Genomic DNA, 18,770 nt, shown 5'->3' with positions numbered 1-18,770 from the left:
GACCTCCGGTTAGATAGCATTTAACCTCGGGCCAAAGGGGGCGTCAACGTGAAGGCGAATGAATGGCCGCCGGAGGAGTGGTTCGGAAAGTTCTATCTCGCGGATCTCCATGTCCACAGCCGCTTCAGCCGGGCCACCAGCCGAGAGATGACCGTGCCGGTGCTCTCCCGCGTGGCCCGAGAAAAGGGCCTGGGCCTGGTGGGCACCGGGGATTTTACCCACCCGGAATACTTTCGCGAGCTTGGGGAATATCTTGAGGCCGCCCCCGAAGAGGGGCTCTATGTCTTTCGGGAAGACCCGGAGGGTCCCCGTTTTATCCTTTCGGCCGAAATTTCCCTGATCTTTTCCTGGAGGGGAAAGGGGAATCGGCGCCTGCATCTTCTGCTTCTGGCCCCCTCTTTGGAGGTGGTGCGGGAGATTAACCTGGCCCTTTCCCGGCTGGGGGATCTTTCCGCCGACGGTCGGCCCACCCTGGGGACCCCGGCCCGGGAGGTGGTCCGCCTCCTGCGGGGGATCTCCCCGGAGATTGCCGTGATCCCGGCCCACGCCTGGACCCCCTGGTATTCCCTTTTTGGGTCCTTTTCAGGCTTTGATTCTGTGGAGGAGTGTTTCGAGGAGGAAAGTGAGCACATCTGGGCCTTAGAGACCGGCCTTTCCTCGGACCCGGAGATGAACTGGCGGATCTCGGCCCTGGATCGTTTCACCCTGGTTTCCAATTCCGACGCTCATTCTCCGGCCAAATTGGGTCGGGAGGCCAACGCCTTCTGGTATCCCATGAGCTATCCGGAGATTCTCCGGGCCCTCAAGAGCGGGAATTTGGCCTTTACCGTGGAGTTTTATCCGGAGGAGGGGAAATACCACTTCGACGGTCACCGGGCCTGCGGGGTCCTCTTCTCTCCGGCGGAGACCCGGGCCCATGGAGGGAAGTGTCCGGTCTGCGGAGGGGAGCTCACCGTAGGGGTCATGCACCGGGTGGAGGAGCTGGCCGACCGCCCGGAGGGTTTCCGCCCGCCGGGAAAACCCCTTTCCGTGCATCTGGTGCCTCTGGAGGAGATCATTGCCGAGGCCCTGGGAGTGGGGGTGCAGAGTAAGCGGGTGAAAAAGACCTATCGCCAGCTGGTAGGCCTTGGGGGAAGCGAGTTTGCCCTTCTTCTGGAAAGACCGCTGGCCGAACTGGAGGAATTTGTGCCGGAGAGGATCCTTGAGGGGATTCGCCGGGTGCGAGAGGGGCGGCTCTATGTGCGTCCGGGCTATGACGGGGTCTACGGGGTGGTCTCTATCTTTGGCGAGGACTCCGGTGAGGAGCCGGCAGAGAACCTGCGCCAGCAGAGCCTCTTCTGAGCGACAGCCAGCGCTCCAGTTTTTCCCGGGGAACGGTCTTGAGGATGAAGCGCCAGGCCTCCTCTAGCCATTCCAGCCTTTCGGCCGGGGAAGCCTCCCGAAACCGCCGGAGGGTCTCCGGATCGGGCTTGAAGGTGAAGGGCTCTTTACTCATCGAGATCCTCCAAGGCCTCCAAGTCTTTCAGGTCCTGAGGTCTTCCGGAGAGGGTTTTCAGCTTCTTAAGCAATTCTTTAGAGGCCACGGGGATTTTTATATCGCGAGCCTCTTTCCATATTATTTTTTGGGCGATTTCGGTAAAGGGTAGAGGCTCCTCCGCAAAGAAGTCTACCTGATAGAGCAGATTTTGTGGATGGTAAAAACTTATCATGACCAGATTTTTTTCTCTTCGCCAGAGGCTTCGCTTTTCGGGATCAAGGATCTCCTCCAAGGTTATAGGGAGGCGCGGACGAAAACCTAAACTTTTTAAAGTTTCCAAGAAAAGGCGGAGATTTTCTGGGGAGAGATCTACGATGAGGTCTAGGTCCGCAGTTAAACGGATTATCCCGTGGAGGACCAGGGCTACGCCGCCCACCACCACGTAGCGGACGCCGCGGGCGTTCAGTTCGCGGAAGACCTTTTCGTAGAACACTTTCCGGAGAGGGCCTCCTTGAGGTCGAAGCCCGTGGGTTTCTGGAAGACTCGGAGTTCGAACTCCGGGGCCGCGGCCAGGATGTGGTCAAAGATATCCGCCTGGACCCTTTCATAGGGCACCCAGCGGGTGTCCGCCACAAAACAGTAGATCTCGAGCGGGAGTCCCTCAGAGGTGGGCTGGAGGTGTCGCACCATCAGGGTCATATCCTTGCGGATCAGGGGATGGGCCTTGAGGTATTCTTCGATATAGACCCGGAAGGTCCCCAGGTTGGTGAGCCTGCGGCCGTTGAGTGGTGAGGCCGCGGTGTCGATCCCCATCCTGCGGTTCCACTCCTCGATCTCCCGGAGTTTATTTTCCAGATAATCTTTCAGAAGGTGGACCCGCCTCAGGCGTTCCAGGAGCTCGCCCTCCAGAAATTTCACCGAGGACTGATCCACCAGGAGGTGGCGCTTGATACGGCGGCCCCCGGCCCTTTCCATGCCGCGCCAGTTCTTGAAGGATTCCTCCATTAAGCGGTAGGTGGGGATGGAGACAATAGTCTTGTCCCAGTTCTGGACCAGGACGTTGTAGAGGGTCATCTCTATGACCTCGCCGTCGGCCCCGAACTGGGGGGCCTCGATCCAGTCTCCGATGCGGATAAGGTCCTGGCCGATGATCTGGATACTGGCCACGAAGGAGAGGATGGTGTTGCGGAAGACCAGGATGAGGATGGCGCTTAGGGCCCCGAGTCCGGAAAGGAGTCCCCAGGGGGAGCGATCCAGGAGGGTGCAGACGGCCACGATCCCCGCCGAAAGCCAGATCAGAAATTTTACGATCTGAATATAGCCTCGGATGGGGTGTCGGCGGGCGAAGGGGAGACGATTATAAAGTTCAAGGAGTACGGAAAGGCCTCGGGTTATAATCAGGGCCGCCACCGGGGCCAGGGCCACCTCCACCGCCCGGGAGAGGAAACTCCGGGCCGGGGGAAGGAGGGCCGCCCCATAATAAACTATGGCCAGGGGCACCAGATAGGCCAGGGCCGAAAAGACCCCGTGTTTCACCAGAAGGTCGTCCAGATCCGTCCGGGAACGTTCGGCGATCCGGTGAATAAAACGCACCAGAAGCCTGCGGGTGATCCAAAAGGAAAACCAGGAAAGGCCCAGAAGGAGAAGGACCTTTCCTAAAAGGACCAGCTCCTCGGGGAGGGACACCCGGTTCATGAAAAGAGACTGGCCTTGAGGGCTTCCGTTTTCTCGAAGGTCTCCACAATGGCGGGATAGAGGTCCTTTTCCGAGACCCCCGCGGCCTTGAGCAACTCTTCCGGCAGATGATAGGCAAAGACGTCCACTCCGGTGCCCAGGCCCATGAGGTTGACCAGGGCATTAGAGAGGGCGGTAAGGGCGGCGAGGCGACTCTCTAGCATGAGACTTTCGTCGTGATGGGCCCTTACGGCGAAATAGACCTCCTTGGGGAATTCCCAGCGGCGTAGAAGTTCCGCCCCTACGATCCCATGGTCCGCCCCCAGGACCATCCATTCCGCCTGCATAAAAGTGAGCTCCGGGTTTTCCCGCAGGACCTGCTGTAAATTTTCCAGCTCGCCTTCCACATAGAGATGGATCACGATTTTTCCGATGTCGTGGAGCAAGGCCGCGGTAAAGAGGTTTTCCGGCCGATGGAGCCCGGCCCTCCGAGCCAGGGCCTCGGACATAAGCCCGCAGGCCAGGGAATGGGTCCAGATCTCTTCCGGGGTAAGGTTATAGCCCTTGATGGGTTCCTTGAGGTATTGGCCTAGACAGGAGGCAATGAGGACGAACTTGATCTGGTTGATCCCCAGGAGGGAGAAGGCCTGAAGCAGGGTGTTTACCTTGCGCGGAAGGCCGAAGGCCGCGGAGTTGACCAGCTTGAGAAAGTTGGCCGTGATGGCCGCATCGTGTCGCACGATGCGTTCGAGCTCCCGGAAGTCTATCTCCTCGTTCTGGAGGAGCCGGAGGGCCCTCTGGGCCGTTTCCGGAAAATTGGGGATCCGGTCTAATTTTTCGAATATCTGGTCTAGGACCGCGGCGAGACCTGAACCTTGGTTCACAGGACCTCCGGCTGATCAAAGGTGTAGACTACGAGGCCTTCCTTAAGCGAGACCCGGACCCTTCGGGGCTCAATCCCTCCCACTCTTTCTATTTGGGGCTCTAAGCCCAGACGTTTGAGGTAAAAGCGGGCCGCGGCGGCGTTCCGGGAGCCCAGATCCAAGGCCTTGGGGGCCTTCTTGAAACGGCCTGCCCCCACCACGACCACCCGGGCCCGAAAGGGGTCCCCTCCCTGGGCCTGAAATTCCTTGATCAGGGCCGGGATCCCTTCGCTGGCGAAAAAACCCGGGGCCCCGGAGGGGGTTTCCAGGTCTCCTTTTTCGGGAAGCATATAATGGAGAAGTCCGGCCACCCCCCTCTCTTGATCAAGGAGCACCAGGGCCACACAGGCCCCCAGAGGGTCTGTCTCCAAGGGCTCCTCTCCCCGCACTACCGCCCAGCGTCCCTGCAAGACCTTCATAAACTTATCATGCCCTAGTCTTCGAGGATACGCAATACCCGGGTGGGGGCGGTGACCACCTCCAGCCGGTCGATCTCCGAAAGGGCCTGCCTTACGGAGGCTTCCCGGGCCTCGTGGGTGAGCATGACGATGGGCACCGGCCCCCCCTCTTCCCGACCCTTCTGGATCACCGAGGCGATGCTGATTTCGTAGGCCCCCAGGATCCCGGAGATCTTGGAAAGCACTCCCGGGCGATCCACAGCCGAAAAGCGAAAATAGTAGCGGCTTTCTACTTCGGCCAGGGGTTTGATCTCGAGCGGTCGGTCCCGGAAGAGGATGGGCCCCGGCCGGGCCCCCGCCTGGAGAAATCGGGCCGCATCCAGCAGATCGGCCGCCACCGCACTGGCCGTAGGCTCCCCCCCGGCCCCCAGGCCGTAAAGGAGGACCGACCCCACAAAATCTCCTTCCAGAAGAAAACCATTGTAAGCCTCCCGAACCGAGGCCAGCACATGGGTCTCCGGCACCAGGGTGGGATGCACCCGTACCTCTACCCGACCGTCCTCTTCTCTTCCGATGGCCAAGAGTTTGGGCACCAAGCCCAACTCTCGGGCAAACTGAATGTCAAGAGGCTCCAGGGTTTCAATGCCCTCGGTGTAGACCTTTTCCGCAGGGAGGAAACCTCCATAGGCCAGGGTGGCCAGGATGGCCAGCTTGTGGGCGGAGTCCGCCCCGGAGACGTCCAGCTGGGGGTCGGCCTCGGCAAAGCCCCGGGCCTGGGCCTCGCGCAGGGCCTCGGAAAAGGGCAGACCCTCTTCGGTCATCCGGGTCAGGATGTAGTTACAGGTGCCGTTTACGATGGCCGTAAGGCGCCGGATGCGGTTGGCCGAAAGGCTCTCCCGCAGGGCCTTCACGATGGGCACCCCGCCGCCCACCGCGGCCTCAAAAAAGAGCCCCACCCCCCGGGCCTCGGCCGCGGCGAAGACCTCCGGTCCGTAAGTGGAAAGCACGGCCTTGTTGGCGGTGACCACATATTTTCCGGCCTTAAGCGCGCGCAGGATATAAGTGCGGGCTGGCTCCAGGCCTCCCATAAGTTCGCACACGATCTGGATCCCGGGGTCGGAAAGGATTTCTTCAAAGTCCGTGGTGAGGAGCTTTCGGGACACAGAGACCCCCCGGGGTTTTTCCGGGTCCCGCACCAGGATGCGCCGAAGGCGCAGACGAATTCCGGTCTTTCGGGCCAAAAATTCGCCGTTTTTCTCCAGAAGCCGCACCAGGCCGCTTCCCACGGTCCCCAACCCCAGAAGACCGATTCCTATCTCCTGCATCAGGCCACCTCCGAAAGGTGCAAACGCTCGGCCCAGCGCTCGGCGAGGATCTTCCGGAGGATCCGGTGCTCCGGCCGAGAAAGATCCGGGTCTTCCTCGAGCAGCTGGAAGGCCTCCTCCCGGGCGGCCAGAAGCACGTCATAGTCCCGGATCATGTCCGCCCTCCGGAACTCCAGGTACCCGTGTTGCCGAGTCCCCAGAAATTCCCCCGGTCCGCGGATACGTAGATCCTCTTCGGCGATCCGGAAACCGTCCGTGGTCTCCGTGAGCACTCTGAGCCTCCGCCAGGCCTCACTTCCCGGTGATACCTCATGGGCGATAAGAAGGCAATAGGACTGGCGTTCGCTGCGTCCTACCCGACCCCGCAACTGGTGAAGCTGGGAGAGGCCAAAGCGCTCGGCGTGCTCGATGACCATGACCGTGGCCTCGGGGACATCCACCCCCACCTCGATCACCGTGGTGGAGACCAGGATATCCAGATCTCCCCGCTTGAAAGCCCGCATCACCCTTTCCTTTTCCAGGGGGCTTAAGCGCCCGTGAAGAAGCCCCACCCGGAGATCCGGAAAGACCTCCTTCTGGAGCTTTTCCGCCCATTCCGTGGCCGAAAGGAGGTCCAGTTTTTCCGATTCCTCGATAAGGGGAAGCACTACATAGGCCCGGTGTCCCTTCCGGATCTCCTCCCGTACCAAGGCATAGGCCTTGGCCCGCTCCCGGGCCTGGAAAAGGAGGGTTTTTACCGGCTTGCGTCCCGCGGGCATTTCGTCAATGAGGGAGACCTCGAGATCCCCGTAAAGGGTGAGGGCCAGGGTGCGAGGGATGGGGGTGGCGGTCATGACCAGGGTGTCCGGGGAGACCCCCCGGGCCTTCTCCCGCAGGGCCGCCCGCTGGAGGACCCCAAAGCGGTGCTGCTCGTCGATGATCACCAACCCCAAGCGCTTGAACTCCACGTCCTCCTGGAAAAGGGCGTGGGTGCCGATGATCATCTGGAGGTGTCCCCGGGCCAGGGCCTGCTTGACCTCCCGTTTCCGGGAGGGGGGAAGCCCTCCGGTAAGGAGGGCCGCCTCCACCCCGGCCAGGCCGCAGAGTTCCCGGAAGCCGGTGTAGTGCTGTTCGGCCAGGATCTCCGTAGGGGCCATCAGGGCCACCTGATAGCCGTTTTCGATGGCCGTAAGGGCCGCCAGAAAGGCCACCACCGTCTTCCCGCAGCCTACATCCCCCTGAAGGAGCCGATTCATGGGATAGGGCTTGGCCATGTCCCGCAGGATCTCCTTGAGGGCCCGCTCCTGGGCCCGGGTGAGCCGGAAGGGGAGCTTGGCCAAGAAATCCCTCAGGAGACGGCCTTCGGTCCGGAAGGCGATTCCCGGGGCCCGGGCCAGGCGCGAGCGTCTAAGGCCCAGGGCCAGCTCCAGAAAAAAGAATTCGTCAAAGGCCAGGCTCCGGTGATATACACTGCGTTCGCGATTTAAGGCCTCAAGATCCGCGTCTTCCGGGGGAAAATGGAGCCGTTTTAGGGCCTCGGAAAGGGGAAGAAGACCTCGGCGGCGGAGGATCTCCGGGGGAATGAAGCTTGCCAGATAAGGGGCATAGCCTTCCACCGCCTCGCGCACGATACGCCGCAGGACCTTGGGGGAGACCCCCTCAATGGCGGGATAGACCGGAAGGATGCGCCCCACATGGAGATCCAGGGCCGGGTCTTCGGGATTTTCGATCTCCGGATGCACTATTTCGAAGCGCCCCCCAAAACGGGAGACCTCCCCCGAGACGATGACCCTTGTTCCGGGCCGGAAGATCTCCTTGAGCAGCCCCTCCCGGAAATGAAACCACTTGAGGGCCAGGACCCCGGTGCCGTCAGAGATCAGGGCCTCGTAAACCCGGCGGCGCTTGAATTGTACCGGACCGGAAAGCACCACTTCCCCCTGGACCACCGCCCGCTGCCCGGCCCGGAGCTCTCGAATAGGGATTATGCGTCGCCGGTCCTCATAGGCCCGGGGGAGGAAGTAAAGGAGGTCTTCCACGGTATGGATGCCCCGGGTGGCCAGTCGGGCCGCAAGCTTGGGCCCTACACCCTTTACATATTGGACCGGGGTGCGCAGTTCCTCCCGAAGCCTCTCGTAGTCCTCGGGGTCGGGATAGGGCGGAAAGTCTTCGGAAGGGGCTTCCCTTAAGTCCTCGGTGAGCGCCAGCAGTTCAGAAATGCGGGCCTTCTTTTCCTCCAGAGGGAGGCCCTCAAGTCCGCCCAGCTTTTCTTCCAGAAGGGAGCGAAGACCCTCCTCAAGGGTCTCTGGAGCCTCGGAAAGGAGTTTCCTCAGGGTGGCTTCCAGGTCTTTTACCTTGGGAAGAAGGGCAAAGTCCTTGCGGGCCGCAAAAAGAAGCGGCCGGCGAAATCTCTCCCGCCAGACCTTAAGCTCCTCGGACATGCTTTCCAAATTTTAACGATTGTAAGGACGATTTTCGAGCTTATCTTCCCCGGTAGAAGGCTCGGTAAAGGAGGTGGTCCATGACCGAGGAAAAGAAGGAGGGGCTTCCGGTTCCCCCAGATGAGATCCGGGAGGTGCCGGTCATTCCCAGCGATGCTGTGGTCTTTCCCCATATGATCGTCCCCTTTGTCCTTACCGAGCCCGGTCTTCTTCGGGCGGTGGAGGAGGCCCTTTCCCGGGACCGGCTGGTCCTGGTGGTGGGGGTTAAGGATCCTCGCGCGGAAGAAAAGGAGCTTTTCCGGGTGGGGACCCTCTGCCTTATTCTGCGGGCCAGCCGGGTGGAGCTCGACCGGGTGCGCATCGTGGTCCAGGGACTCAACCGGGCCGAAATCCTGGACTTTCTCAAGCGGGACCCCTACCTCCTGGCCCGGGTGCGCCTCCTTTCCGAGACCCTGGTCCCGGACCGGGAGGTGGAGGCCCTGGCCATCAACATCCGTCAGATGTTCTCCCGCATCGTGGAGCTATCCCCCTATCTTCCGAGTGAGCTGCGGGGCCTGGTGGAGAACCTGGAGGACCCGGGGATGCTCGCCGATCTTTCCGTGGCCCATCTCAATGTCCCCCATGCCGAAAAGCAGGCCCTGCTGGAGACCCTGGAGGTGAAAGAAAGGCTTCACCGGGCGGCACGTCTTCTGGCCGAACAACTCGAGGTCTTGGAACTGGGGCAGCGCATCCAGGCCGAGGTGCGCGACCGGATGGAAAAGGCCCAGAAGGAGTACTATCTGCGGGAGCAGCTCAAAGTCATCCGCAAGGAGTTAGGGGAGACCGAGGGCCTGGAGGCCGAGGTAGAGGAACTCCGGGAACGTCTGGAAAAGAAAGCCCTTCCCGAGGCCGTGCGCCGGGAGGCCGAGCGCGAACTTCAGAAACTCTCCCGGACGCATCCGGCTTCGGCTGAGTATACGGTCATCCGCAACTATCTGGATTGGCTCTTGGAGCTTCCCTGGCTGGAGTCCACGGAGGATCACCTGGACCTCAAGGAGGCCGAACGCATCCTGGATGAGGACCATTACGATCTGGAAAAGGTCAAGAAGCGCATCCTGGAATATCTAGCGGTGCGCAAGCTCAACCCGGAGGCCAAGGGTCCTATCCTTTGTTTTCTGGGGCCTCCAGGGGTGGGAAAGACCAGTCTGGGGCGCTCCATCGCCCGGGCCTTGGGGCGCAAGTTCTGGCGCATCTCCCTGGGCGGGGTGCGGGACGAGGCCGAGATCCGGGGACACCGGCGCACCTATGTGGGGGCCATGCCCGGACGTATCCTCCAGGCCCTGCGCCGGGTGGGGGTGAACAACCCCGTCCTCATGCTCGACGAGATCGACAAGATCGGGATGGACTTCCGCGGGGACCCGGCCGCGGCCCTCCTGGAGGTCCTGGACCCCGAACAAAACCGGGAGTTTTCCGATCACTACCTGGAAATCCCCTTCGATCTTTCCCGAGTAATCTTCATCGCCACCGCCAACGTGATCGACACCATTCCCGCTCCTCTGCGGGACCGCCTGGAGATCATCGAGATCCCCGGCTACACCGAGGAGGAAAAGATCCACATTGCCCGGCGCTATCTCCTGCCCCGCCAGCTTAGAGAACACGGCCTGCGGGCCTCGCAGCTTAAGATCAGCGAGGCCGCCTTGCGCCGGATCATCACTCATTACACCCGGGAGGCCGGAGTGCGGCAATTGGAACGGGAGATCGGGGCCGTTTGTCGGGCCGTAGCCTTAAAGATCGCCGAAGGAGAACTCTCCTCCGAACGGGTCTCCCTCAAGAATCTCGAAGATTATCTCGGCCCACCGAAGTATCTTCCGGAGGTGGCCGAGCGGGTGCGGGTCCCCGGGGTGGCCGTGGGCCTGGCCTGGACCCCGGTGGGAGGGGAGATCCTTTTCGTGGAGGTGGCCCGTATGCCCGGAAACCGGCGGCTCATTCTCACCGGACAACTGGGAGAGGTCATGCGGGAGAGCGCCGAGGCCGCCTTCTCCTATGTGCGTTCGCGGGCCGAAGATTTCGGGATCGATCCCACAGTCTTTGAGAACGCCGATTTTCATATCCATGTTCCGGCCGGGGCCGTTCCCAAGGACGGACCCAGTGCCGGGGTGACCATCGTTACCGCCCTGGTAAGCCTTCTTACCGGACGCACCGTACGCCCGGAGGTGGCTATGACCGGAGAGATCACCCTCCGGGGCCTGGTCCTTCCCGTGGGAGGGATCAAGGAAAAGGTCTTGGCCGCCCGGCGCTACGGCCTAAAGGAGGTCATCCTCCCCAAAGAGAACCGTAAGGATCTTGCCGAGATCCCGGAAGAGGTCCGCCAGAGCCTTCAATTCCACTTCGTCTCCCGCATGGAGGAGATCTTCCCTCTGGTTTTCCCCGACTGGCGTCCCCGGCGCCGTTCAAGGGGCCGGAAGGCCCAGGGGAAGAAGTAGTTTCCTTTCCAGGCGCGCGGCCTCAAAGAGACCCCCGAGATTTCCGTGTTTCAGGGCCCCGCGCCGGAAGATTTCGAGCTTTCGCCGGGCCTCGGCCAGGGCCATAAGGCGCATCTCCGGAGAGAGGGCGGGATCCCGAAGAACTTTGGCCAAGGCCTTGGCCCTCCAGAGGTCCAGCCCCGGGGTGCGGGAAAGCTGATCCCCGTGGCCTCCCCGCTTGAGGACCAGGGGCTCGGGAAGGAGATAAACCGGATAACGGGCCGCAAGCCTCAACCAGAGTTCGTAGTCCTCACAAACCGGAAATTCTTCGTCAAAAAAACCAATTTCCTCCAGCACCCTGCGCCGGAGCATCACCCCGGAGGGGGAGACCAGACAAAGCTTTACCGCACGGTGGAAAAAGTAGCCGTGGGGTTTGCGGTGCTTCCGCTGGGGGGCCACCCGGCGCCCGTTTTTGATCCAGATCTCCTCCGGTTGCACAGCCACGGCCTCCGGGTGCTCCCTGAGGAAGGCCACCTGGCGGGCCACCTTTTCCGGCAGCCAGAGGTCGTCGCTATCCAAGAAGGAGACCAGCTCTCCCCGGCAGAGACGCAGCCCCCGGTTGCGGGCTGCCGCCGGTCCTTTCCTCACCGGCCGGCGGACATAGATCACCGGAAAGCGAGAGACCACCCAGGGGGTCTCATCCGCCGAAGCCTCATCCACCACAATGACTTCCAGCGGCCGATAGGTCTGAGAAAATACGGACTCAAGCGCCTCTCCCAGAAAGCGCGCCCGGTTGAAGGTGGGCAGAATGACCGAGACCAAAGGGCCCTTCATGGAGTTCGCCTCCATTTTACCCCTTGCCTTGCCCTTTGCAAGACTTATCTTTCCTTTTGGAAGATTTAAAAAGAAAGAAGTTAAAAGCGGAGGGTAATCCGAAATTTTGGTAAAGGAGGTGATATTATGGCCATTAATTGGACCTGGGAATGGGATCCTTTTCGGGAGTTTGAGCGCCTGCAGGAGGAGTTGGATCGGCTTTTCGAGTGGGTGAGCCCCTTCCGGACCCTGCGGGGCGAGGAGGTTTATCCGAGGATCAATGTGGGGGAGACGGAAAACGAGGTCCTGGTCTATGTCTTCGCCCCGGGAATGGATCCCGCAAAGATAGACCTTTCACTCGAAGGGAATCTCCTTTCCATTTCCGGGGAGCGTCAGGCGGAGGAGGCCTTGGGAGTGGAGGAGGTGCGGCCCGAAAGGTATGTACGGCGGGAGCGTTTTTCCGGTCGGTTCTCTCGGGTGATTTCTCTTCCGGAGTCGGTGGATCCCTCGGAGGTGAGCGCGGAGTATAAGAACGGGATCATTGTGGTGCGCATTGCCAAAAAAGCCGAACGGCGCGGACGCAAGATCGAGGTTAAGGCCGCTTAAAATTCAGGAAAGGAGGTGAGGGGCCATGGCGGAGAGGAAGGAAATTGCCCGGCGGGAGGAGACCCGTCCCGAGGCCCGTCGGCGGGCCCGGGCGATGGTCCCTCCGGTGGATGTCTATGAGACCGATGAAGGGGTAATCCTGGTGGCGGATATGCCCGGGGTGGGCCCGGAGACCCTAGATGTGCGCGTGGAAGACAACGTGCTCTATCTGCGGGGAGAGATTGCCGAAGTTCCGGGAGAGGAGGTGCGGCCGGACTATGTAGAGGTCCGAGGACGGGAGTATTTCCGGGCCTTCACCCTGGGGCCGGAGTTTGACCAGGAAAAGATCGAGGCCACGGTCAAGCACGGGGTGCTCAGGCTTTTTATCCCTAAACTGGAGACCGAAAAGCCCAGGAAGATCGAGATCAAGGTGGCGGGTTAAGATCGGGTCCGCGGGGCCCTTCCCCCGCGCGAGGGAAGGGCCCCCTCAGCTTAAGGCCTTTAGCCTTTCCAGGTCCTCCGGGGTGTCCACCTCCGGGCATTCGTAAGGGGTGATGCTCACGGCGATGGGGTAGCCGTTCTCTAAGGCCCGCAGCTGTTCCAGCTTTTCGGCCCTTTCCAGCTCCCCGGGCGGAAGCTTCACGAAAAGGTCCAGAAATTCCCGGCGATAGGCGTAAAGGCCGATGTGCCTCAGGTAGCGGGGGGCCGGACCCGGAGGACGGAAGTAGGGAATGGGGGCCCGGGAAAAATAGAGGGCCCGTCCTTCTCGGTCCACCACCACTTTTACCCGGTTGGGATCTTTTAGGTCTTCCGGATTTTCGAAGGGCACGGCCAGGGTAGCCATGGGGATTTCCGAGGAAAGGAGAAGGGGCCGCACCAGTTCTTCCAGGGCCTCGGGGGCTACCAGGGGTTGGTCTCCCTGAATATTCACCACCAGGTCCTCGTCGGCCAGTTTCAGGAGTCGGGCCGCCTCCGCCAGGCGCTCCGTGCCGCAGGTGTGTTCGGGGGAGGTGAGGAGGGCCTTTCCCCCAAAGCCCTCTACCGTGCGCAGGATGCGTTCGTCGTCGGTGGCCACCACCACCTCATCCAGGAGGCGACCGGCCCGGGCCCTTTCCCACACATGCTGGATGAGGGGTTTTCCCCAGAGTTCGGCCAGGGGTTTTCCGGGAAAACGGGTGGAACCGTAGCGGGCGGGGATGATACCCACGATGCGCATGGGTTTCCTCCTTGACGTAGGCTTTCAGGAATGCTTAACTCAAGTTTAATCAGGGGAAGGGAGAAGGGAAATGCGCTATTTAATCGGGATCTTGCTCGGTCTTTGTTTCTCGGTGGCCCCTCTCTGGGCGGCCTCTCCCAAGAAGGTGGCCGTGGTCCCCTTCAAGGTGAACGCCCCAGGGGATCTCTCCTACGTGCGGGAGGGGATCCAGGATATGCTTACCACCCGGCTCTTTGCCCCGAGCCAGGTAGAGACCGTGGATCCGGCCCTGGTGCAGAAGGCCCTCGCGGAACTGGGGGAACCCCTTACCCGGGAGAAGGCCCGGGCCCTGGGGGAGAAACTGGGGGCGGACTACGTCCTTTTCGGAAGCGTGAGTGTGTTCGGGCAGGAAGTGAGTGTGGATGCCGAACTCCTTCCGGTAAGGGAAAAGCGGCCCCCGATCACCCTTTACACGCAGGTTCAGGGTCTAGGGCAGGTCATTCCCACTCTGGCGGAGTTTGCCCGGCGCTCCCGGGATTACATCTTATTAGGAAAGGCCACCCCTCAGGAGGCGGTGGCCGTGGCTCCTTCGGCCAAGGCCTTGTCCCCTTCTCCCCCGGCGCCCCCGTCGCCTCCTTCCCCGGCCCGGATGCATCCCGAAAAACTGGTGAGCCTCCCTCCGACTCCTTCCCCTCCAGCGGGGGCTTCCCCCTCGGTTGTTCCTCCGGCTTCGGCCCCCCAGAGCACCCGCCGTTCCGGAGTCCCTCCCACCACCTATGCCGACGTGGATCAGTGGCCGGATTATCCTCCGGAGGAAGAAAGTCTCCCTCCGGTGAAGCCCCCTTCTACGGTTCAACCTCAGGCCACCTCTCAGCCTCCGGCCGCTCCCCCTCAGGCGGTGGTCCAGAGTCCGGCCGCGGCCCCTCCGAAAAAGAAAGGCCTTTTCCGCCGAGTCCTTTCCAAGCTCTGGCCCTTCGGCAAGAAGGAAAAAGAGGTCAAGCTCAGTGAGGTGCCTCCTCCACCGCCACCACCTCCACCCCCAGGAGGGTCAGCTCCCCAAAGTCCCTCGGTGGCCCGGACTCCGGTCCCCCAGCCCCCCACGGCTCCGCCAAGCGGGGGGTATCAACCCCCGGTGGCTCCTCCTTCGGGGGGAGGGACGCCTCCTTCCGGGCAACCCACCTGGGAGTGGTACTGAAAAAGTCCGCCATTTCCCGGGCCAATCTTTGGGGGGTCAGGGCCTCAAAGGGGCAAAGCACCCGGACCCGTCCTCCGAAAGGGGCCCAGAGGGCGGGATCGGTGGGCCCAAAGAGGGCTAGGGTGGGCACTCCCAGGGCTGCAGCCAAGTGGGTGAGTCCGGAATCGTTTCCCACGAAGGCCCGGGCCCGAGAGAGGGCCGAAAGGGCTTCCTCCATGGAGCGACTTAACACCGGATTGAACTCCTGAAAGAGCGGGGCCAGGTCCTCCTCGGCCGGCCCCAGGATGACCTTTACGGGAAGGCCGGAAAGTTCAGCCAGGGCCTGGCGCAGGTCCTGCGGGGGATAACACTTGCTCCGTCCCCCGGAGCCTGGGTGCACCAGGAGATAGGCGGGGCGAGGCCGAAAGTCCGAGGGGCGGAGGAGGAGGGCCCCGCGGACCTCCTCAAGGGAGCCCCCTGCGGCGGCCAGCTGAAAAAGGGCCAGGTGGTGCCGGGTCTGGGGGAGGGTAGGGACCCGGAGGAGATCCGTCCCGAAAAAAAGCCTTTCCAAATAGGCCCGTGGGGCCTCGGTCCGGCTAAAAAAATAGACCCTTTGGGGTTGAATCTTTCGGAAAGGGGTCTCGGTAGAGAAGCTTTGGGTCACCAGTCCGGCCTTCTGGTAGAGCACGCGAGCCTCGCTCCGGGCGAAAAGGATCGCCGGCTCTTTCCGGGCCAGAAAGGCTATGGCCAGTCGGGAAAGGAGGAGATCTCCCAGGGCTCCTTCGTGCCAGAGGGCGATCATCGCCCCGGATGGCCCACGGTGGCCAGATAAATGACCGTTTCCTCTTCTCCGTCCAGACCGAAGATCTCGTTCAGGGCCTCATCCAGGAAGGCCCCTACCGGACAGGCGGCAAGCTTCAGGGCTTCGGCGGCCAGAAGCATATTCTGGCAGAGGTGGCCGGCATCCAGAAAGATGTAGCGCAGGCCGCGGCTCCCGTATTTGGCCATAGTTCGACGGGGCACGGCGGACCAGACGAAGACCGCCGCGGCGGTCTCGCAGAAGCCCTGTCCCAGGGCGGCCTCTTTGATCTCCGGGCCGAAGTTCCCGCGGGAGAGTTGAGCCAGCGACCAAGTCTCGATCTCCAGATGATAGAGTCCGGGCTCCAGGCCCTCCACCCGGTGTGCGGAAAGATAGGTTTCGATGGGGTAGAGGGCCCCGGCCGAGGGGGCGGTGCGCAGGAGGTAACGGCCGGCCCGGGCGGTAACCCCCTGGGCCGCCCAGAGGAGGAGGGAAAGTTCTTCTAGGGTCAGGGTCCTGCGGGCGTAGATGCGCTCGCTGCGTCGGCGGGCCAGCACTTCAAAAAGATCCGCGGCCGGAGGGCGGACCCGGGGGAGAGGCACCTGCGGGGCCTGGGGATAACTCTTGAAATAGGGGGCCGGGGCAATCTCCTCCCGTTCCCGAAAAAGGTCCTCCCAGCGGAGCTTGGTCCCTTCTAGAAAGGTAAAACCCAAGGAGCGGCGATAGTCCGGCATTTTAGGCCCTCCGACGCCGCTTGCGGCGCCGAGATCTTACTTCCAGTTTAAAGAATTCCCGTTCCTCGGAAAAGATGACTTCGGCCAGGACCTGAAGTTCTGGAAAGTAACTCTTGCGCGTGAGTTTTTTGGGCGGGGCCTTCTCCTTGAGGGCGAAATAGCGATAGTAAAGGAGGGCGGAAAGCAGAGTGAGGGTGTCGGCAAAGAGTTCCTTGCAAAACTTGTAGGAGCCCAGGATCTCGAGCAGCCGCCTTTCCACCTGTCGGGTAGGCCGGCGCGGCTGGCGAGGGGCCTCCAGGCCGTCTCCGGAAAGAAGATAAGGGTAAAGGAAAAGGGTGAGGGCCCCGGCCGGGGAGAGACGGCCCTCTTCTAAGAGGCGGTCGGCCCGGCGCAGGAGCCGAGAGAGGAATCCTTTTAAGGGAGGGAAATCCAGGAGGACCCTCTGGTAGGAGGGGAAGATCTCTCGGAAGAGCCCGCTCTTGAGCATGAGGTTCAACCAGGGCTCGGCCCAGCCCCCGGTCACATCCTTGAGCCACTCATCCCTCAGACGGTAGGGGGAGGCCAGGCGGATCTTCTCCCGGTGCCGCAGGATGCCCTCCCAGGTGCGGGGTTCAATCTCAAAACCGGCCCGGGCCGCGTGTCTTATGGCCCGCAGCATGCGCACCGGGTCTCGGGTGAAGCGCAGGTTGGGGTCCCCGATAACCCGGATGATCCCTTGACGCAGGTCCTCCAGACCTCCCACATAATCGATGAGGGTGAAGTCGGCAATGTTGTAAAAGAGGGCGTTGATGGTGAGGTCGCGCCGGAAGGCATCCTCGGCCGGGGTGCCGTAAATCTCTTCCTGGCCTTCCTCTTCCGCGGCCTCCGGACCGCGGAAGGTGACCACTTCCACGAACTTTCCTCCGCGAAAGTAGACGTGTACCAGGCGAAAACGTCGGCCGATGATGCGGCTGGCCCGGAAAAGGCGTCGGATCTCCTCCGGGCGGGCGTCGGTCCCCACATCGAAGTCCTTGGGAGTGAGGCCCAGGAGGAGATCGCGCACGCTCCCTCCCACCAGATAGGCCAGATAGCCGGCATCATGCAGGCGGTAGAGGACCTTGAGGGCCTCGCGGGAGATCATCTTGCGGGAGATGGGGTGCTCCGACCGCGGAACAATCCGGGGCTTGGGCGGAGCGTATTCCGGAAAGAGTTCCAGTTGTTCGGGCATCTTCAGGCGTGCTTTGTTCTCGGGGGTCGAAAGCTCCGGGGATCGAGTCCGTATTTTTTGATCTTGTAATTGAGGACCCGCAGGGTGGTGCCCAGGAGCTTGGCCGCTTGGGTCTGATTGCCTCGGGTCTCCTTGAGGGCCTCCACGATCAATTCCCTTTCCACCTTCTCTACGGCCTCGGACAGACTCATGCGGGCCCGAGTGCCGGAACTCTGAGCGGTTTGCAGACTCGGGGGCAAATGATAGCTCCGGATAACTTCTTCATCACAGATGAGGACCGCCCGCTCGATGGCGTTTTCCAGCTCCCGCACATTTCCCGGCCAGTGATATTGCATGAGAAGGTCGATGGCCGGGGAGGAGAGCCTCTTGATCTTTTTTTGGTAAAGGGTGCAGTACTTTTCCAAAAAATGCTCCGCCAGAGGGATGATGTCCGTAGGTCTTTCCCGGAGAGGAGGAAGGTAGATGGGAAAGACCGAAAGTCGGTAGTAGAGGTCCTCGCGGAAAAGGCCCTTGGCCACCAGGTCCTCCAGATTGCGGTTGGTGGCGGCAATCAGGCGCACGTCCACTCGGAGGGGCTCCGTGCCCCCCAGCCGGTAGAACTCCTTTTCTTGAATAGCATGAAGAAGCTTGGCCTGGATGGGAAGGGGAAGGTCCCCGATTTCGTCCAGAAAAAGGGTTCCCCCGTGGGCCTTTTCCATGAGGCCAATCTTGCGGGAGGCCGCCCCGGTGAAGGCCCCTTTCTCGTAGCCGAAAAGTTCGCTCTCCAGAAGCCCCTCGGGGATAGCCGTGCAGGGGACCACCACAAAAGGCCCCTCGGCCCGGGGGCTATTGTAATGGAGGAGCCGGGCGATGAGGGTCTTTCCGGTTCCGGACTCCCCGCGCAAAAGCACCGTGGCCGGGCTGGCCGCCACCCGGTCGATCATCTCCAACACTTCCTGCATCCGGGAGGAGGTGGCCACAAAGTTTTCCAGATGGAATTTTTCCCGGAGCTCGTTTTTGAGACGCAGATTTTCCTCGAGCAACCGGGCCCGTTCCTCTTCCAGGGCCTGGAGCTTGGCCACGGTCTGGGCCAGGAGCCCGGCCACGATGGTGAGCAGCCGCAGGTCCTCGGAGAGTTCGGCCACGTCGGCCGCCGGCCGGTCCACGGAAAGGGTCCCCAGGACCCGCCCCCCGCTCTTGATAGGCACACAGAGGAAGGAAAGCTCGCGTTTTTCCCTCTCGTCCCGGCTGCGGGTCCGGTTCAGAAAACGGGGGTCCTCGCTGATCTGGGGCACGATGATGGGCTGTCCGGTGGCCACTACCTCCCCGGTGATCCCCTCCCCGGGCCGGTAGCGTCCCCGCCGCCGGGCCTCCTCCGAAAGCCCGTGAGCCACTTCGATCTGAATCTCTCCGGTGCGGGGGTTGAAAATGGTGATGGTCCCCCGTTTGAGCTTAAAGCGTTCGGCCAATACGGAAAGCGTGCGCTCCAGGGCCTCGCGCAGCTCCAGGGTGCTGGCCAGGGTGCTGGCGATCTCGTAAAGGGTGGTGATCTCCTCCAGGCTCTGCTGGGACATACCCATCAAAAAGGTCCATCCTTACAATCTTGTAAAAGAAAACTTACACCTATTC

General features: G+C 61.8%; 17 protein-coding genes. 4 read left to right on the top strand and 13 right to left on the bottom strand.

Going from position 1 to position 18,770, the window contains the following annotated elements:
* Positions 1 to 48: 48 nt before the first annotated feature.
* Complete coding sequence (locus FVE67_RS02830) at positions 49 to 1,341, top strand: endonuclease Q family protein (protein WP_210534637.1); 1,293 nt, start codon at positions 49 to 51, stop codon at positions 1,339 to 1,341.
* Here the strand turns inward: FVE67_RS02830 and FVE67_RS02825 are convergent.
* Genes FVE67_RS02825 through recG form a run of 7 tightly spaced genes read right to left on the bottom strand, consistent with a single transcriptional unit; the run spans position 1,277 to position 8,214 of the window.
* Positions 1,277 to 1,495 (bottom strand): hypothetical protein, encoded by a 219-nt coding sequence (locus FVE67_RS02825; RefSeq protein ID WP_168719154.1) that lies wholly within the window; start codon positions 1,493 to 1,495, stop codon positions 1,277 to 1,279. The two genes, FVE67_RS02830 and FVE67_RS02825, sit on opposite strands and share 65 nt — an antisense overlap.
* On the bottom strand, positions 1,488 to 1,970 hold the full coding sequence (locus FVE67_RS02820; RefSeq protein ID WP_168719153.1) for a hypothetical protein: 483 nt from the start codon (positions 1,968 to 1,970) through the stop codon (positions 1,488 to 1,490). The genes FVE67_RS02825 and FVE67_RS02820 overlap by 8 nt, the downstream gene beginning before the upstream one ends.
* Positions 1,940 to 3,172, bottom strand: a complete 1,233-nt coding sequence (locus FVE67_RS02815) for a mechanosensitive ion channel family protein (protein ID WP_168719152.1) — start codon at positions 3,170 to 3,172, stop codon at positions 1,940 to 1,942. The genes FVE67_RS02820 and FVE67_RS02815 overlap by 31 nt, the downstream gene beginning before the upstream one ends.
* Entirely contained in the window at positions 3,169 to 4,035 is an 867-nt protein-coding gene (locus tag FVE67_RS02810; RefSeq protein WP_168719151.1) for an HDOD domain-containing protein, read from the bottom strand. The genes FVE67_RS02815 and FVE67_RS02810 overlap by 4 nt, the downstream gene beginning before the upstream one ends.
* A complete protein-coding gene (locus FVE67_RS02805; RefSeq protein WP_168719150.1) occupies positions 4,032 to 4,493 on the bottom strand; it encodes a chemotaxis protein CheD in 462 nt (153 codons plus the stop codon). Before FVE67_RS02805 ends, FVE67_RS02810 begins: the two co-directional genes overlap by 4 nt.
* 14 nt (positions 4,494 to 4,507) lie before the next feature.
* Positions 4,508 to 5,797, bottom strand: coding sequence for a homoserine dehydrogenase (locus tag FVE67_RS02800; RefSeq protein WP_168719149.1), 1,290 nt, complete (start codon positions 5,795 to 5,797; stop codon positions 4,508 to 4,510).
* Positions 5,797 to 8,214 (bottom strand): ATP-dependent DNA helicase RecG, encoded by a 2,418-nt coding sequence (recG, locus tag FVE67_RS02795; RefSeq protein ID WP_168719148.1) that lies wholly within the window; start codon positions 8,212 to 8,214, stop codon positions 5,797 to 5,799. Before recG ends, FVE67_RS02800 begins: the two co-directional genes overlap by 1 nt.
* An 80-nt stretch (positions 8,215 to 8,294) precedes the next feature.
* Here recG and lon point away from each other — a divergent pair, with 80 nt between their 5' ends.
* A complete protein-coding gene (gene lon, locus FVE67_RS02790; RefSeq protein WP_168719147.1) occupies positions 8,295 to 10,676 on the top strand; it encodes an endopeptidase La in 2,382 nt (793 codons plus the stop codon).
* Here lon and FVE67_RS02785 read toward each other — a convergent pair.
* A complete protein-coding gene (locus FVE67_RS02785) occupies positions 10,644 to 11,489 on the bottom strand; it encodes a glycosyltransferase family 2 protein (protein WP_168719146.1) in 846 nt (281 codons plus the stop codon). The genes lon and FVE67_RS02785 overlap by 33 nt on opposite strands.
* 126 nt (positions 11,490 to 11,615) lie before the next feature.
* On the opposite strand from FVE67_RS02785, the gene FVE67_RS02780 reads away from it, so the two are divergent.
* Positions 11,616 to 12,074: an Hsp20/alpha crystallin family protein gene (locus FVE67_RS02780; protein ID WP_168719145.1), complete on the top strand. Its 459-nt coding sequence runs from the start codon at positions 11,616 to 11,618 to the stop codon at positions 12,072 to 12,074.
* A gap of 25 nt (positions 12,075 to 12,099) precedes the next feature.
* On the top strand, positions 12,100 to 12,495 hold the full coding sequence (locus tag FVE67_RS02775; protein ID WP_210534636.1) for an Hsp20/alpha crystallin family protein: 396 nt from the start codon (positions 12,100 to 12,102) through the stop codon (positions 12,493 to 12,495).
* 45 nt (positions 12,496 to 12,540) lie between these two features.
* On the opposite strand, the gene kdsB is transcribed toward FVE67_RS02775, so the two are convergent.
* The 5 genes from kdsB to FVE67_RS02750 form a co-directional block, all read right to left on the bottom strand.
* Complete coding sequence (gene kdsB, locus FVE67_RS02770) at positions 12,541 to 13,269, bottom strand: 3-deoxy-manno-octulosonate cytidylyltransferase (protein ID WP_168719144.1); 729 nt, start codon at positions 13,267 to 13,269, stop codon at positions 12,541 to 12,543.
* 980 nt (positions 13,270 to 14,249) lie between these two features.
* A complete protein-coding gene (locus FVE67_RS02765) occupies positions 14,250 to 15,224 on the bottom strand; it encodes a glycosyltransferase family 9 protein (RefSeq protein WP_168719143.1) in 975 nt (324 codons plus the stop codon).
* On the bottom strand, positions 15,221 to 15,955 hold the full coding sequence (locus tag FVE67_RS02760) for a SagB/ThcOx family dehydrogenase (protein WP_168719142.1): 735 nt from the start codon (positions 15,953 to 15,955) through the stop codon (positions 15,221 to 15,223). The genes FVE67_RS02765 and FVE67_RS02760 overlap by 4 nt, the downstream gene beginning before the upstream one ends.
* A 1-nt stretch (position 15,956) precedes the next feature.
* On the bottom strand, positions 15,957 to 17,162 hold the full coding sequence (locus FVE67_RS02755; protein WP_168719141.1) for a tRNA nucleotidyltransferase/poly(A) polymerase-related protein: 1,206 nt from the start codon (positions 17,160 to 17,162) through the stop codon (positions 15,957 to 15,959).
* Between the two features lie 2 nt (positions 17,163 to 17,164).
* A complete protein-coding gene (locus FVE67_RS02750; RefSeq protein WP_168719140.1) occupies positions 17,165 to 18,715 on the bottom strand; it encodes a sigma-54 interaction domain-containing protein in 1,551 nt (516 codons plus the stop codon).
* Positions 18,716 to 18,770 lie beyond the last annotated feature (55 nt).

Source organism: Thermosulfurimonas marina (assembly GCF_012317585.1).
GTDB classification, from domain to species: domain Bacteria; phylum Desulfobacterota; class Thermodesulfobacteria; order Thermodesulfobacteriales; family Thermodesulfobacteriaceae; genus Thermosulfurimonas_A; species Thermosulfurimonas_A marina.
This window is presented reverse-complemented; position numbering and strand designations above follow the sequence as displayed.

What these genes read in the sequence shown, in the direction of transcription:
- FVE67_RS02805 (WP_168719150.1), bottom strand. Translation starts at nt 4,493, where the DNA reads ATGAAGGTCTTGCAGGGACGCTGGGCGGTAGTGCGGGGAGAGGAGCCC.
- FVE67_RS02765 (WP_168719143.1), bottom strand. Translation starts at nt 15,224, where the DNA reads ATGATCGCCCTCTGGCACGAAGGAGCCCTGGGAGATCTCCTCCTTTCC.
- FVE67_RS02750 (WP_168719140.1), bottom strand. Translation starts at nt 18,715, where the DNA reads ATGTCCCAGCAGAGCCTGGAGGAGATCACCACCCTTTACGAGATCGCC.
- FVE67_RS02780 (WP_168719145.1), top strand. Translation starts at nt 11,616, where the DNA reads ATGGCCATTAATTGGACCTGGGAATGGGATCCTTTTCGGGAGTTTGAG.
- FVE67_RS02760 (WP_168719142.1), bottom strand. Translation starts at nt 15,955, where the DNA reads ATGCCGGACTATCGCCGCTCCTTGGGTTTTACCTTTCTAGAAGGGACC.
- FVE67_RS02785 (WP_168719146.1), bottom strand. Translation starts at nt 11,489, where the DNA reads ATGAAGGGCCCTTTGGTCTCGGTCATTCTGCCCACCTTCAACCGGGCG.
- FVE67_RS02755 (WP_168719141.1), bottom strand. Translation starts at nt 17,162, where the DNA reads ATGCCCGAACAACTGGAACTCTTTCCGGAATACGCTCCGCCCAAGCCC.
- recG (WP_168719148.1), bottom strand. Translation starts at nt 8,214, where the DNA reads ATGTCCGAGGAGCTTAAGGTCTGGCGGGAGAGATTTCGCCGGCCGCTT.
- FVE67_RS02815 (WP_168719152.1), bottom strand. Translation starts at nt 3,172, where the DNA reads ATGAACCGGGTGTCCCTCCCCGAGGAGCTGGTCCTTTTAGGAAAGGTC.
- FVE67_RS02825 (WP_168719154.1), bottom strand. Translation starts at nt 1,495, where the DNA reads ATGAGTAAAGAGCCCTTCACCTTCAAGCCCGATCCGGAGACCCTCCGG.
- FVE67_RS02775 (WP_210534636.1), top strand. Translation starts at nt 12,100, where the DNA reads ATGGCGGAGAGGAAGGAAATTGCCCGGCGGGAGGAGACCCGTCCCGAG.
- kdsB (WP_168719144.1), bottom strand. Translation starts at nt 13,269, where the DNA reads ATGCGCATCGTGGGTATCATCCCCGCCCGCTACGGTTCCACCCGTTTT.
- FVE67_RS02800 (WP_168719149.1), bottom strand. Translation starts at nt 5,797, where the DNA reads ATGCAGGAGATAGGAATCGGTCTTCTGGGGTTGGGGACCGTGGGAAGC.
- lon (WP_168719147.1), top strand. Translation starts at nt 8,295, where the DNA reads ATGACCGAGGAAAAGAAGGAGGGGCTTCCGGTTCCCCCAGATGAGATC.